A 13,364-nucleotide genomic window follows, 5' to 3' on the forward strand; every position below is an offset into this window, starting at 1 on the left:
GCTCCTTCGCGTCAGGCGAGCTGCTGGACCAGGGCGGTGAGCCGGGCGCGCTCGTCGTCGGTCAGGTCGGTCAGCGGCGGGCGCACCGGCCCGCCGTCCCGGCCCACGGCGGTCAGCCCGGCCTTCACGATCGACACCGCGTAGCCGCGCGCCCGGTCGCGGATGTCGAGGTAGGGGATGACGAAGTCGCGCAGCATCCCGTACACGGCGACGCGGTCCTGCGCGCGGACGGCGGCGTAGAACTTGAGCGCGAACTCGGGCACGAAGTTGAACAGCGCCGACGAGTACGTGGTCACGCCGAGCTGCAACAGCGGCAGGGCGAACGTCTCCGCGGTCGGCAGGCCGCCGATGTACATCAGCCGGTCGCCGACGCGGGCGTAGGTGCGGGTCAGCTGCTCGACGTCGCCGATGCCGTCCTTGAGCCCGATGAGGTTCGGGTTGCGGTCGGCCAGCTCGGCGACGGTCGCGTCGGTCAGCACCGCGTTGGCGCGGCTGTAGACGATCACGCCGAGCCCGGTGGCCCGGCACACCGCCGAGACGTGCTCGACCAGGCCGCGCTGGCTCGCCTCGGTGAGGTAGGGCGGGAACAGCAGCACGCCGGCCGCGCCCGCGGCCTCGGCGGCGCGGGCCTGCGCCACCGACACGGCGGTCGCCCCGGTCGCCGGCGCGATCACCGGCACCTTGCCACCCACCTCGGTCACGGCCGCGCGCACCACCCGGTCGACCTCGTCGGGCGTCAGCGAGAACCCCTCGCCCGTGCCGCCCGCGGCGAACAGGCCGGCCACGTCGAAGCTCGCCTGCCAGGCCAAGTGCTCGCGGTAGCGGGCCTCGTCGAACCGCAGGTCGGCGTCGAAGTGGGTGACCGGGAAGGAGAGCAACCCGGAAGCGAGTCGGTCGGCGAGAGCGGCTGGGTGCGTCACACGACCACCGTATGGAGCAGCGGTGATGCTTGTCCAAGAGTTCTTCGGCATTCTGCGATACCCACGCGGCATCACTCGAACGGCGTGCGGTCCTCCAGCACGCTCAACGTCCGCCACACCGCCGGGTTCGCGCAGGCCCGCAGCCACAGCAGGTGCAGTTCCACCGGCTCGGCCACCGCGGTCTCCAGCCGGACGAACTCGACCCCCTCGATGCGCAGCCGCACCGCCGACTCGGGGACGAACGCGACACCCCGCCCGGCCGCGACCAGCCACAGCATGGTGAGCACCTGGCCGACCGTGTGCACGGTGTTCTCCGGCGCTATCGGCACCGTGCGCACGACCAGGTCGTAGAAGTAGCGCGCGTCGGTGGGGGAGTGCATGATCACGCGCTCGCGCACCACGTCGTCGGCCGTCGCGGCACGCCCCAGCGCGGCCAGCGGGTGCCCGCCGGGCACGGCCACCAGCAGCCCTTCCCGGCGCAGCAGCCGTGAGCCGAACGTGGAGTCGTCGAACGGCGGCCGGCCCAACCCCAGGTCGATCTCCTCGTTGACCAGCGCGGCGACCTGCTCGCGGGTCACCAGCTCGGCCAGCTCCACGTCCACGTCGGGCAGGTGCGCGGCCAGCTCGTCCAGCAGCCGGCCGAGCACGCCGTAGGTCGCAGCGGCGGTGAACCCGACCCGCACCACGCCGCTGGACCCCGACGACACCCGCCGGGCCAGCTCCGGCGCGGTCTCGGCCAGCGAGAGCAGCCGCCGCGCCTCCACCAGGAACACCTCGCCCGCCGCGGTCAGCGTGACCCGCCGGTTGTCCCGGATCAGCAACCGCGCGCCGATAGCGCGTTCCAGCTTCTGGATCTGCCTGCTTAACGGCGGCTGCGTCATCGCCAGCCGGGCGGCGGCACGGCTGAAGTGCAGCTCCTCGGCCACGGCCACGAAACCCCGCAGCTGCTCCAGCGTGAACGCCATGCGGGCAAGGTATCAATCCTGGTCAGGGGCGGTCGGACAGGCGCGGCCGCACCCGGTGTTCGTGGTCACCTGCCTCGTTCGGCGAGCGCCTCGCGCAGCACGCGCACGGCCTTCGGGCCGACGCCGTGCAGGGCCAGCAGCTCGGCGTCGGTCAGCTCGGCGACTTGGGCCATGGTCGTCACGCCGGCGGCGGCCAGCGCGTGCGTGGCGGGGCGTCCGATACCCTTGGGCAGGTCGCCCGCCCGGTCGGTGACGGTCGCCGCGGTGGCCTGGGCGGCGAGGCGCTTGGGCGCGCGACCGAGCCACGCCTGCCGCACCCAGTGGTCGAGCCGCTGCCCGTCGAGGTCGCCGAGCGGAACCCGCGCCCCGACCGTCGTCGCACCGCGGGTCAGGCGTTCGGCGGTGGGGTGCGCGGCGAGGAACTCGTCCACCTGCGCGGCGGGGAGGTGGAGCTGGACGCGGTCGTCCTCGTCCACGGAGGCGAACCGCTTGCCCCGCACGGTGAACACGAGGTCGTCCCGCTCGGCTTCGGGCAGGGACAACGCGGTCTTGCGCAGGCGGGCGATCGTCGTCACGCCGTGATTGCACCACGCGGACGCAGGTGGTGTGGCGAGCGGGACTATTGCCACATAGTTGCAACAATGACGACGAGCCCGATCTTCTCCGGCACGAGCCTCACCGACCTGGTCCGCCGGTGGGAGCGTGGCTGGAGCGTGTGCCGGGGCTGGCCCCGGCCACGGGAAGCCGGTGGCGCGCTGCACCTCCTGCAACAGCGCCCGGGGCGGCACCGCGAGATCGTCGCCCTGCACCCGGACGACGTGACCGGGCCGCGGGCGCTGGCCGACGAGACCGCCTCGGCCGAAGAACCCACCTGGCTGACCGTGCCCACGACTCGCCCCGAGGAGGCCGAAGGGACTCTCCGGAACGCCGGCCTCCACCTCAAGGCCACCCGCGAGTGGCTGATGACCCGACCCCTGGCCGACCACCCGCGACGCGCGGTCCCGGCGGACTACCGGATCGCCGCCACCGCGACGGAAGTCCTGGCGGTCGAGGTCCGGCACCGGTCCGACGAGCCGGCCGCGAGCGGTCAGGCGGCCGTGACCGGGCGGGACGCCGTCTTCGACCGGATCGAGACCGCGCCGCCCCACCGCCGTCGGGGCCTGGGCGGCGTCGTCATGGCGGCCCTCGCCGAAGAGGCGGTGGCCCGCGGCGCTCGGCACGGCATCCTGATCGCCAGCCCCGAAGGCCGGGCGCTCTACACGTCGCTGGGCTGGGTGACGCGGGCCGCGGTGGTGATCGCCGTCAACCGGCCCGCGTGATGGCCAGTTGAGACCCGAAACTTCCGCGAAACGTCTGGTAGGCGGGTTGATCCCGAGCTGATAGTGGTCAGCGCTCGTCCGACGGAAGGGATCCCGCGATGCGGTGGAGAACGGTGTTGTTGACCACTGGCCTGGTGCTCGGCCTGAGCGCGGGGCAGGCGAGCGCCGCCGAACCGGTGATCGTCGACTCCACCAAGCACGGTGGCCGCACGGTCGCCTTCACCTTCGACGACGGCCCGAACCCGGCCGACACGCCGCGCCTGCTCGACGTGCTGCGCCGCCACCACGTCAAGGCCGTGTTCTGCCTGTGGGGCGACTACGTCGAGGCCAACCCGCGGCTGGTGCGCGAGATCGTCGCCGGCGGCCACACCCTGTGCAACCACAGCATGCACCACGACAACATGGGCGAGTGGACGCCCGAGCAGATCGAGGCCGACCTGCGGCAGACCAGCGCGGCCATCCACCGCGCCGCGCCGGGTGCGCCGATCCGCTACTTCCGCGCGCCCTACGGCAGCTGGGGGCAGACCCCGCAGGTCGCGGCGAAGCTGGGCATGACGCCGTTGGGCTGGAAGCTCGCCATCGGCGACTGGGAGCCGCCGGGCGTGGACGAGCTGGTGCGCCGGGTCAAGGACGGGCTCACCGAGGGTGCCGTCGTGCTGATGCACGACGGGCCGAACGAGCGCGGCCAGACCGTGGACGCGGTCGCCCGGCTCATCCCCGAACTGCGCGCCGACGGCTGGCGCTTCGAGCGTCCCGCCCGCCGGTGAGGGGGCCGACCGTGAAGCGCACCACGACGGCGGCGTTGGCCGCCCTGCTGCTCCTGCTGCCGGTCGGGGCGTCGGCGTCACCGCGGTCCACCTGGGTGGGCGCGTGGGCGACCGCGCCCACCACCGTGCCCGCCTCCGACACCACGGCGTTCGAGGACCAGACGCTGCGCCAGGTCGTGCACCTGAGCGTGGGCGGCGGCACGGTCCGCGTGCGGCTGTCCAACGAGTTCGGCACGCGGCCGCTGGTGATCGGCGAGGCGCACGTGGCCCGGCGGGCGGGCACGGGTTCGGCGATCGAGCCCGGCAGCGACCGGCGGCTGAGCTTCGGCGGCCGCCCGTCCGCGACCGTGCCGCCCGGCGCGCCGCTGCTCAGCGACCCCGTGGCGCTGCCCGTCACGGCCGACTCGGACCTCGTGATCAGCATCCACCTGCCGCAGCGCACGCCGGGCGACACCGTGCACGCGTTCCCCCACCAGGACGGGTGGGTCGCGGCGGGCAACGTCACGGGTCGCGCCGAGATCACCCCGACCGCCGTGCTGGGCAAGTGGCACTTCCTCACCGGCGTGAGCGTCACCGGCGGCAAGCGCGGCTCGACCGTGGTGGCGTTCGGCGACTCCATCACCGACGGCGCGGAGACCACGCGCGGCGCGAACCGGCGCTGGCCCGACGTCCTGGCCCGGCGCTTCCAGGACGACCGCGGCCTGCGGCACCTGGGCGTGGTCAACGAGGGCATCAGCGGCAACCGGCTGCTGCACGACCCCAACCCGCCCGCCGGGCACCCGGCGGAGGGCTACGCGGCGTACTTCGGGCAGGCGGCGCTGCGCCGCTTCGACCGGGACGTGCTGGCCCAGCCCGGCGTCGGCCACGTCGTCGTGCTGCTGGGCGTGAACGACCTCGGCCACCCCGGCACGAGCGCGCCGCTGTCGGAGAAGGTGACCGCGCAGGACATCATCGGCGCGCACCGGCAGCTCATCGGCCGTGCGCACGCGGCGGGCCTGCGCATCCACGGCGGCACCATCACGCCGTTCCGCGACGACACGTTCGGCTTCTTCAGCCCGGAGAACGAGGCCGCGCGCCAAACCGTCAACCACTGGATCCGCACCAGCGGCGAGTACGACGGCGTGATCGACTTCGACCGCGCCGTCCGCGACCCGAAGCAACCCGACCGGCTGCTGCCCGCCTACGACAGCGGCGACCACCTCCACCCGAACGACGCGGGCATGGCCGCCATGGCCGCCGCCGTGCCACTGCGCCTGTTCCGGTGACAGCTCGCGGGGCCGCCTCCGACACCGGGCGGCCCCGCACCCCTCGCCACGCCCGGCGTTCGACGGCCTGCTTGCCGGGGTGGGGGTCGGCTGGCTGCCGGTTCCGATGATGGTCGCCTGCCGGGTCTGATCGTGGCCCGCCTGTCGGGGCGGAGGGCGGCGTGCCGGGTCAGGCGTCGGGCCGCCTGTCGGGGCGGAGGGCGGCGTGCCGGGTCAGGCATCGGGCCGCCTGTCGGGGCGGAGGGCGGCGTGCCGGGTCAGAGGTCAGCCCGCCCGACGGGGCCGACGTCGGACTGCCTGCCGGGGCGGAGAGCGGCGTGCCGCTGACCCGGACCGGGTCCGTGTCGCGCGGCCAGCGCGTCGGCCACCGCCCCGGTCGCGAAGGCGTACACGGTCTTGTGCAGCAGGTCGACCACCAGTTCGGACCTCGGCCACGTCTGCGGCGGCGCGCCGACCCCGGTGGCGTTCTCCAGGACCTGGTCGTTGCTCAGCCGCACGACCGCGAACATCGCCGAGGCCACCGGACCGCGCAGGCCGGCGTTGGCCATCAGCGACCGCACCACCCCCAGCACCGCACCCTGGCCGAAGTGCATGCCCAGGTTGAGGGCGCGCGAGGGGCGGCCCGATCGTTCCGGCAACCGGGCCAACCTGGTCAGCACCGCTCCCGGCACGTGGGAGTCGGGCCGTCCGGTCACCCGTTGTTCGATCTTCTCGCCCACGGTCATCACGACCGCGCCGGCGAAGCCCGCGACCAGGCCCTGGCGCACCGCGCGTGTCAGCATGCGCGCCGAGTACCCGGTAACCCGCTGTTCATGTCACGGCCCACCGCTGGTGGTTGCGGTGTTTCTCCGTCGTGGCTGAGTTCGGTTGCAAGTTTCGTCTGAGCTCGGACCGGACAACGGCGCCACCTGGGCGTCACCGGTGAACATGGCCGACACGCTCAAGCCCCGCACGCCGGCCGACGGTCCCAGTCGGAACTGGGACGCGGTCGGTCCCGGCGTCGGCATCCAGACCACCCACCGCAACCCTGTCCGGCGGGTGATCCCCGCGCACGACCGCCGACGCGGCGATGGAGCGGACCGGCGAGTCCACCGTGCTGGAGCCGGCGAGCTGTACCGCAACAACCGGCCGACGTCGGCGACCGCCGCGATCCAGCAGCGGCGCTGGGTCACCCGCGGCGCGATCGGGAGCGGCTTCCGGCCGTTCGCGGGGGCGAGCTGCCTGCTCGACCACGCGCTCCAACGCCGACGCGCCCGCCCGGCTGGCGTTCGTGAACTGCGCCGGCACCGAGACCCGGACCAAGAGGCGCATCCGGATGAGCGAGGACGAGGGCCGCACCTGGGCCTACAGCCGCCCGTCCGCCGACGCGCCGCTGCCGGCGAGGGCGGCAGCTACCGCGAGGGCGGCTACTCCAGCATCGTCGAGACCGCCGACCACACCGCTCGATCGCGTTCCGCAAGGTGAACCTGCCGTGGACCCAGGGCGGCGTGCGCGACGAGGGCTGTGACGGCGGCCTGTCCTGACCCCTGGGCGAACAACAGCGCAATCTGCGAGAGGTCTGCCGCCGGGCTCGGCTGTTGGGCTCGCTTCCGTACCCCCGGGGGGTTTGGAAGCGGAGGGAGTAACCTCATGCCCGACAGCAACGACGCGCTCTCCGACGAAGCGCCGCAGGCCGGGCTCGACTTCGTGGTCAAGGGCATGACCTGCGAGGGGTGCGCGGCCAGGGTGACCAACGCGGCCCGCCGCGTGCCCGGTGCCACCCGGGTCAAGCTCGACCTCGACGCCGCCACGCTGCGCGTCCTGGGCTCCACCGACGCGGCCGCGATCACCGCGGCGGTGAAGGACGCGGGCTACGTCCTCGAGCGCGGGTGAGGTCCCCGCTAGACCGACATGGAGGGCACGAGCGGACGGCGGGTGGACTCGGCTCCGTAGGCGCGCCACGCGGTGGCGAGGGCGGCGACGGCGGCGCTGATCACCGGCGGTGAGGCGGTGAACGGCACCCGCAGCCGGTCGGCGCTGCCGCCGGTGGGGTCCAGCGAGCCGCCGGGCAGCACGGCCACCCCGTGCCGCAACGCCACCTGGGCGTACGAAGCGGCGTCCGCGCCCGGCAGCCGTGCCCACAGCGTCTGACCGCCCTCGGCGGGCGTGAACTCCCACTCGGGCAGCTCCTCGCGCAGCCGTACGCACAGGTGGTCGTGCTGTCGGCGCAACGCCGTGACGCGCTCCGACCGCACGGCGGCGAAGTCGGCCAGCAGCTCCACCGCCGCCAGTTGGTCCAGCACCGCGCTGCCCAGGTCGTGCACCGCCTTGAACCGGGCCAGCCGCGCGACGAGCGCCGCGTCGGCCCGCACCCAGCCGACCCGCAGCCCGCCCCAGACGACCTTGCTCAACGACCCCACCGTGATCGCCTCGGCCGTCGGCGGTGACGGTGGCGCGCCGGTCAGGTCCAGCTCGGCCAGCGCCTCGTCGAACACCAGCGGCACGTCACCCGCCGCCCGCGCCAGGCGCGCGCGCTCCAACGGGCTCAGCGACGAGCCGGTGGGGTTGCGGAACGCGGGCATCGCGTAGACGAGCGCCGGCCTGCACCGGCCCACCGCGGCCGCCAGGTCACCCGTCGCGCGCACCACCGCGCCCACCTCCCGGAACAGGTCCAGCGCGCCGGGATAGGTCGGTGCCTCGACCAGCACCTCGTCACCCGGCCGCACGAGCGCGCGCGTGAGCAGCGCCAACGCCTGCTGCGCCCCGGTCGTGACCAGGACCTGGTCCGCCGTGGTCGGCACCCCGCGATCGCGGTAGCGGGCGGCGAGCGCGGCGCGCAGCGCCGGGTGCCCGGACGGGTGGTAGCCCAGGTCGTCGCCCGCGAGCCGCTCCACCGCACGCCGTTGGGCCTCGACCAGCCGCGCGGGCGGGGCCATCGGCCCGGCGCAGGCGAACTGGAGCACGCCGTCGGGCGGTTCGAGCAGGTTGACGAACATCGGGTTCGCGGTCTCCGCGCGGGCCGCCGCCGCCCGCCCGCCGGGTGACACCCACGTGCCGCTGCCGCGCCTCCGGGTCAGCCTGCCCTCCTCGCGCAGCAGGTCGTACGCGGCGATCACGGTGGTGCGCCCGACCGCCAGCCCGGTGGCCAGCGACCGGTCCGGCGGCAGGGCCGTGCCCGCGGGCAGCGACCCCTCGTCGATCAGCTCGCGCAGCCGCGCGGCCAACAGCAGGTACAGCCAGCCTCGACCGGCCGACCAGCGCCCGAGCCGTCCCGCCAGGTCGTCCACGGAGATTGGCTTCATGATGAGACCAATCTAGGCGAATTGGCTCTCAAGGCAGACCACTTGATGAACGATGCTCGCCTCATGCAGCCGGAAACCCGCCTCACCCGCACCGAAGTCCCCGTGTTGACCAGCACGCCCCTGTCCGTGCCGCTGTACCAGACCTCGGGCTTCGCCTTCGCCGACCTCGACGCCTTCGCCGACGGCATGACCAGGCCGGACGGCGCGTTCGTCTACACCCGGTTCGGCAACCCGACGGTCCGCGCGCTGGAGGACGCCGTGGCCTCGCTCGAAGGCGGCACGAACGCGTTGGCCACCGCGTCCGGCATGGGCGCGATCAACGCGGTGCTGCTGGCGACCCTCGGCTCTGGCGACCACGTGATCGCCCAGCGCGCGCTCTACGGCGGCACCCTCGCCTTGTTGCGGGACCTGGCGGAACGCTGGGGCGTCGAGGTGACCTACGTCGACGGCCACGACCCGGACGAGGTGCGCGCGGCGCTGCGGCCGCGGACCAAGGTGCTCTACCTGGAGACCATCGCCAACCCCACCGGCCACGTCAGCGACCTGCCCGCGCTGAGCGCCGCCGTGCGCGACGACGTGCTCGTGGTCGTGGACAACACGTTCGCCTCGCCGCTGCTGTGCCGCCCGATGGAGCACGGCGCGGACGTGGTCGTGCACTCCACCACCAAGTACCTCGGCGGGCACAGCGACGTGACCGGCGGCGTGGCCGTGTTCGCCGAAGAGGACCGTTACCGCGCGGTCTGGCGGCACTCGGTCGAACTGGGCGTCACCCCCGACCCGTTCGCGGCCTGGCTGACCATCCGCGGCCTGCGCACCCTGGCGCTGCGGGTCCGCAAGCACGAGGAGAACGCCGCGGTCCTGGCCCGGCGGCTGGCCTCCCACCCGGCCGTGCGGGTGGTGCACTGGCCGGGCCTGGACACCCACCCCAGCCACGCCGTGGCGACCCGGTTCCTCGACGGCTTCGGCAGCGCGTTCTCGTTCGACCTGGCGGACGCCGACGCGGGCCGCCGGTTCGTGACCGGTGTGGAGCTGGTCCGGCTCGCGCCGTCACTGGGCGGCACGGAGACGCTGGTCCTGCACCCCGCCAGCACCTCGCACCGGCAACTGGACGAGGAGCAGCTGACCGCGAGCGGCATCACCGGCGGCACGATCCGGCTGTCGGTGGGCATCGAGGACGTCGACGACCTGTGGCAGGACATCGACCGGGCCCTGCGACGCTGAACGGGGTGGCCGCCACCTCGGCGGCCACCCCCTCGGTCACCTGATCAGCAGGCGCCCTCGTCCCGCCACACGGCCCACGAGCCGGCCGCACCGGGCTCCGCGCCGGTGGAGTACCAGGTCGACGTCCACCTGTGCGCGTTGTGCGACACCACGTCGTTCGGGACGTACGCCTGACTCGCGCTCCACGCGGCCACGCCGCCGCAGCCGCCCGGTGTGCCCTGCCCGACGGTCAGCGTGAACGTGGCCGAGTGCGACGCCGTCGAGCCCGTGCCCGTGACCGTGACGCGGTACGTGCCCGCCGGGGTGCTCGCGGACGTGGTGATCGTCAGCCGTGCCGACTCACCCGACGCGACCGTGGGCGGGTCGAACGCCGCCGTCGCGCCCGACGGCAGCCCGGACGCGGACAGGACCACCTTCTGCGACGCGCCCGCCGTGGTGGTGGCGACGGTGGAGGTCGCCGTGCCGCCGGGTTGCACCTCGGCCTCGGCCGGGTCGAGGGCGAGGGCGAAGTCATCCGCCGGCGGTGTGCCGCCGACGGTCAGGGTGTAGGTCACGGTGTGGCTGGTCGACCCCGCGCCCCGCACCGTGATCGGGTACGTGCCGGGCGCGACGTCCGACGTGGTGGACACGGTCATGGCCGCGGAACCGCCCGAGGTCACCGACGACGGGCTGAACTGCACCGTCACGCCGGCCGGCTGGCCGGAGGCGCTGAGCGCCACGGTCTGCGGGTTGCCGGACGTGGTGGTCGTGCGGACGGTCGACTGCGCCTTCCCGCCCGGCTCCACCGTGCCCGACGCGGGGTCGAGCGCGAGGGTGAAGTCGTCGTCCGGCGTGCCCGCGCACGTCGGCTCGCCCGGCTGGGCGGGCAGGTTGATCGCGTTCCACGCGGCCTTCACCGCGGCGTGCTGGCGGCACGTCGGGTCGAGGTTCTTCGCCGCGGTGAGGGTGGCGACGCGGTAGCGGAAGTGCGTCATGCCGGAGGTCTTGAGCAGCATGGCGTTGTAGAACACCCGGCCCGCGGCCTGGATGCCGATGCCGGTCACGGTCGAGCCGTCGCACGTCGGGCTCGCCTTCGACCCCTCCGCCAGCAGGTGGAACCAGTGGTTGAGCGGACCGGCCGCGGCGTGCACCTCCGTGCCGGGGATCGCGCTGGACCAGCAGTTCGGGTGACCGCTGACCGCCGACGGGTTGGCCATGTTCCGGATCGGGCCGCGCCCGACCAGGTTGACCGACTCGCCGACCAGGTAGTCCGGCGTGTCGAACGGCGCGGGCTCGTTGGCGTAGGCCTCGGTCAGCGCGCCGAAGATGTCGCCGGTGGCCTCGCCCAGACCGGCCTCGCGCCCCGCGCCGCCGGGCGTGTACTGGTCGATGGCGTGCCCGTGCTCGTGCGCGACCACGTCCATCGACGCGATCCACTGGTTGGCGTTGTTGCGGCCGATCTCGATGTGCTGGCCGGTCCAGTAGGCGTTGACCGCGTTGAGGCCGACCTTCACCGTGACGCCGCGGCCGTTGCCGTCGATCCCGTTGCGGCCCAACCAGGACTTCATCATCTCCCACTGCTTCTGGGTGGACCAGAGCACGTCGGCGCAGCCGGTCTCCTTGCTGGTCGCGTTGCCGTTGCCGAAGGAGTTGGTGGCCTTGGTGAACGGCGCGTTGGTCGCGTAGTCCACGCAGCGCAGGCCGGGTCGCGTGTCGTCGACCGTGCTGTTGTTGCTGGTGTCGATGGGCAGCGGGTTCGGGCCGTTCCACTGGCTCGTGCCGGTGCCCGCCCGCGCGTCGTCCTGGCTGCCCTCGACCGCGCCGGTGCGCGCGTTGACGTAGACGTGCAGCCGGCTCGGCGCGCCGTCCTTGCGCCCGGCCACGACGGTCTCGTAGACCAGCGTGCCGTGCCCGCCGGCGAGCACGGACAGCGTGGTGCGCTCCACAGCGTCCACTGAGGACAGTTGGGCCCTGGCGACGGACGCGGCTCGACCGGGTGTGATCGTCGGTTTCGGGTCGACCGCGAGGCCGCTCAGGGGAGCGGCGACGGTGTCCAGGACGTTGCCGGCGGCGTCGGTGGCCACCACGGCGTCGCCGCCGATCACCGGCAGGCCCTCGTAGGTGCGGTCGTAGGAGACGTAGAACAGGTCCTTCCGGCCGGGGACGCCGCCCTGGTAGACCGCCCGCCGCTGGAACCGCTCCCGCGGGCCCTTGGCCAGCGCGTCCAACCCGGACGCGGCGGCCTGGTCGGCGGACCGCACGGCGAGCGCGACGGGGCTCTCCGGCGTCGGTGGGGCCGCTTGCGCGGTGGCCGCCTGGACGGACAGCGCCGTCAGGCACAAAGCGAGGTATATGCCGATTCTGCGTTTCACGCCAGCTCCTCAGGCATGCAGGGAAATCCCGAGTGGCGGCCTCGATGGACAACTGAGTGTCTAGCGCCTCGACGACCCTTCCATCGAGGCTTGACCGTTGCCAGAAGAAATATCCGGAAATTCTGCGGGCCATAACGCCGGCATCATCGCTTTTTCGTTATGCCGCCGTTCGCGCGGTGAATTTCGGCGGCCGGTCCCGCGATGTCGTGGTCGATGGGTGGCGCGGTGCTCTCACGCACCACGAGCGTGGTCGTCAGTTCGACCCGAGGTTGGTCGGGTGCGCCGCCGCCGGCCAGGGTGAGGAGCATCCGGGCCGCGGTGGCACCCATTTCCGCCAACGGCTGCCGCACGGTCGTCATCGGCGGGCAGCACCAGCGGGTGTTGTCGATGTCGTCGAAGCCGACCACGCTCACGTCCTGCGGGATGCGCAGGCCGAGTTGCCACGACGCCGCGTAGACGCCGAGCGCCTGCAGGTCGTTGCCGCACAGCACGGCGGTCGGCCGGTCGGGTCGGTCCAGCAAGTCGCGCCCCAGCTCGCGGCCCTGCTCGAAGGTGAACGCGCCGGTGCGCACGAGCCGGTCCTCCAGCGGCGTGCCGGCGCCGTCCATCGCGGCGCGACAGCCCTCCAGCCGGGCCCGTGCGCCGAGCGAGTCGGGCGGTCCGCCGACCACGCCGATCCGCCGGTGGCCGAGGTCGAGCAGGTGCCGTGCCGCCGTGATGCCGCCGCTCCAGTTCGTCGCGCCGACCGACGGGATGGCGTGCAGCGGCTCCCCGGACGGGTCCAGCGCGACGAGCGGGATCGCGCTCGCCGCCAGCAGCGCGTGCTGCTCGGGTGTGAACGCCGAGTACACCGCGATCACGCCGACCGGGTGGCGGGCCAGCAGCTGCTCGGCCCACGACCGGCCGGTCGCGGTCGGGTCGAGCACCTCGGTGAACGCGACGGCCAGCTCGTGCTCGCGCGCCACCGGCTCGACCCCGCGCATGATCTCGACCGCCATGTGGCTCTCGAGCCCGTAGAACACGACTTCGAGCATCGCCGAGGGCGCGACGGCGTCCGGCCGGCGGTAGCCGTGCTCGCGCAACAGCGCCTCGACCCGCTGCCGGGTCTCGGACGCCACCCCGGCCCGGCCGTTGAGCACCTTCGACACGGTGGGCTTGGAGACCCCGGCGAGCCGGGCGATAGTGCCGACCGTCAGCTCACCCCGCCGCCGCCCCCGCCGCCCGTCCGCGATGCCCCCGGTCACGGCCGCAGTGTACGGAGCCCGGTGATCACGC

The 13,364-nt window shown here is 73.7% G+C and carries 13 protein-coding genes; 6 read left to right on the top strand and 7 right to left on the bottom strand.

What is annotated here, in order from left to right; translation table 11 throughout:
* Nucleotides 1-11 precede the first annotated feature (11 nt).
* The 3 genes from kdgD to LZG04_RS38925 all read right to left on the bottom strand — a co-directional run bounded on the left by kdgD (nt 12) and on the right by LZG04_RS38925 (nt 2,460).
* Entirely contained in the window at nt 12-920 is a 909-nt protein-coding gene (kdgD, locus tag LZG04_RS38915; RefSeq protein WP_233826872.1) for a 5-dehydro-4-deoxyglucarate dehydratase, read from the bottom strand.
* Nucleotides 921-991: 71 nt separating this feature from the next.
* Nucleotides 992-1,885 (bottom strand): LysR family transcriptional regulator, encoded by an 894-nt coding sequence (locus LZG04_RS38920; protein WP_233826874.1) that lies wholly within the window; start codon nt 1,883-1,885, stop codon nt 992-994.
* A 65-nt stretch (nt 1,886-1,950) separates the two neighbouring features.
* The gene (locus tag LZG04_RS38925) at nt 1,951-2,460 is read right to left on the bottom strand and encodes a hypothetical protein (RefSeq protein ID WP_233826876.1); all 510 of its coding nucleotides are present in this window, start codon (nt 2,458-2,460) and stop codon (nt 1,951-1,953) included.
* Nucleotides 2,461-2,526: 66 nt separating this feature from the next.
* Between LZG04_RS38925 and LZG04_RS38930 the strand changes: the two genes are divergently transcribed.
* From LZG04_RS38930 to LZG04_RS38940, 3 genes are all read left to right on the top strand, one after another.
* Nucleotides 2,527-3,204, top strand: coding sequence for a GNAT family N-acetyltransferase (locus LZG04_RS38930; protein WP_233826878.1), 678 nt, complete (start codon nt 2,527-2,529; stop codon nt 3,202-3,204).
* 98 nt (nt 3,205-3,302) lie between these two features.
* Nucleotides 3,303-3,971 carry a polysaccharide deacetylase family protein gene (locus tag LZG04_RS38935; protein ID WP_233826880.1) on the top strand — a complete coding sequence of 223 codons (669 nt, stop codon included), beginning with the start codon at nt 3,303-3,305 and terminating at the stop codon, nt 3,969-3,971.
* An 11-nt stretch (nt 3,972-3,982) separates the two neighbouring features.
* A complete protein-coding gene (locus LZG04_RS38940) occupies nt 3,983-5,236 on the top strand; it encodes an SGNH/GDSL hydrolase family protein (RefSeq protein ID WP_233826882.1) in 1,254 nt (417 codons plus the stop codon).
* A 257-nt stretch (nt 5,237-5,493) separates the two neighbouring features.
* On the opposite strand, the gene LZG04_RS38945 is transcribed toward LZG04_RS38940, so the two are convergent.
* Entirely contained in the window at nt 5,494-6,018 is a 525-nt protein-coding gene (locus tag LZG04_RS38945) for a hypothetical protein (protein WP_233826884.1), read from the bottom strand.
* A gap of 145 nt (nt 6,019-6,163) precedes the next feature.
* Here LZG04_RS38945 and LZG04_RS38950 point away from each other — a divergent pair, with 145 nt between their 5' ends.
* Together LZG04_RS38950 and LZG04_RS38955 are read left to right on the top strand one after the other, a co-directional pair.
* A complete protein-coding gene (locus tag LZG04_RS38950; protein ID WP_233826886.1) occupies nt 6,164-6,700 on the top strand; it encodes a hypothetical protein in 537 nt (178 codons plus the stop codon).
* Between the two features lie 165 nt (nt 6,701-6,865).
* Nucleotides 6,866-7,108 carry a heavy-metal-associated domain-containing protein gene (locus LZG04_RS38955; RefSeq protein WP_233826888.1) on the top strand — a complete coding sequence of 81 codons (243 nt, stop codon included), beginning with the start codon at nt 6,866-6,868 and terminating at the stop codon, nt 7,106-7,108.
* Nucleotides 7,109-7,116: 8 nt separating this feature from the next.
* Here the strand turns inward: LZG04_RS38955 and LZG04_RS38960 are convergent, their stop codons facing one another.
* The gene (locus LZG04_RS38960) at nt 7,117-8,517 is read right to left on the bottom strand and encodes a PLP-dependent aminotransferase family protein (RefSeq protein WP_233826890.1); all 1,401 of its coding nucleotides are present in this window, start codon (nt 8,515-8,517) and stop codon (nt 7,117-7,119) included.
* A 45-nt stretch (nt 8,518-8,562) separates the two neighbouring features.
* Here LZG04_RS38960 and LZG04_RS38965 point away from each other — a divergent pair, with 45 nt between their 5' ends.
* On the top strand, nt 8,563-9,738 hold the full coding sequence (locus tag LZG04_RS38965; protein ID WP_233826892.1) for a PLP-dependent aspartate aminotransferase family protein: 1,176 nt from the start codon (nt 8,563-8,565) through the stop codon (nt 9,736-9,738).
* 44 nt (nt 9,739-9,782) lie between these two features.
* Here the strand turns inward: LZG04_RS38965 and LZG04_RS38970 are convergent, their stop codons facing one another.
* Entirely contained in the window at nt 9,783-12,089 is a 2,307-nt protein-coding gene (locus LZG04_RS38970; protein WP_233826894.1) for a M4 family metallopeptidase, read from the bottom strand.
* Between the two features lie 143 nt (nt 12,090-12,232).
* Nucleotides 12,233-13,333 (bottom strand): LacI family DNA-binding transcriptional regulator, encoded by a 1,101-nt coding sequence (locus LZG04_RS38975; RefSeq protein ID WP_233826896.1) that lies wholly within the window; start codon nt 13,331-13,333, stop codon nt 12,233-12,235.
* Nucleotides 13,334-13,364: the final 31 nt, after the last annotated feature.

The organism is Saccharothrix sp. S26 (assembly GCF_021390395.1).
Lineage (GTDB): Bacteria > Actinomycetota > Actinomycetes > Mycobacteriales > Pseudonocardiaceae > Actinosynnema.

What these genes read in the sequence shown, in the direction of transcription:
- LZG04_RS38920 (WP_233826874.1), bottom strand. Translation starts at nt 1,885, where the DNA reads ATGGCGTTCACGCTGGAGCAGCTGCGGGGTTTCGTGGCCGTGGCCGAG.
- LZG04_RS38930 (WP_233826878.1), top strand. Translation starts at nt 2,527, where the DNA reads ATGACGACGAGCCCGATCTTCTCCGGCACGAGCCTCACCGACCTGGTC.
- LZG04_RS38935 (WP_233826880.1), top strand. Translation starts at nt 3,303, where the DNA reads ATGCGGTGGAGAACGGTGTTGTTGACCACTGGCCTGGTGCTCGGCCTG.
- LZG04_RS38945 (WP_233826884.1), bottom strand. Translation starts at nt 6,018, where the DNA reads ATGCTGACACGCGCGGTGCGCCAGGGCCTGGTCGCGGGCTTCGCCGGC.
- LZG04_RS38950 (WP_233826886.1), top strand. Translation starts at nt 6,164, where the DNA reads ATGGCCGACACGCTCAAGCCCCGCACGCCGGCCGACGGTCCCAGTCGG.
- LZG04_RS38955 (WP_233826888.1), top strand. Translation starts at nt 6,866, where the DNA reads ATGCCCGACAGCAACGACGCGCTCTCCGACGAAGCGCCGCAGGCCGGG.
- LZG04_RS38960 (WP_233826890.1), bottom strand. Translation starts at nt 8,517, where the DNA reads ATGAAGCCAATCTCCGTGGACGACCTGGCGGGACGGCTCGGGCGCTGG.
- LZG04_RS38965 (WP_233826892.1), top strand. Translation starts at nt 8,563, where the DNA reads ATGAACGATGCTCGCCTCATGCAGCCGGAAACCCGCCTCACCCGCACC.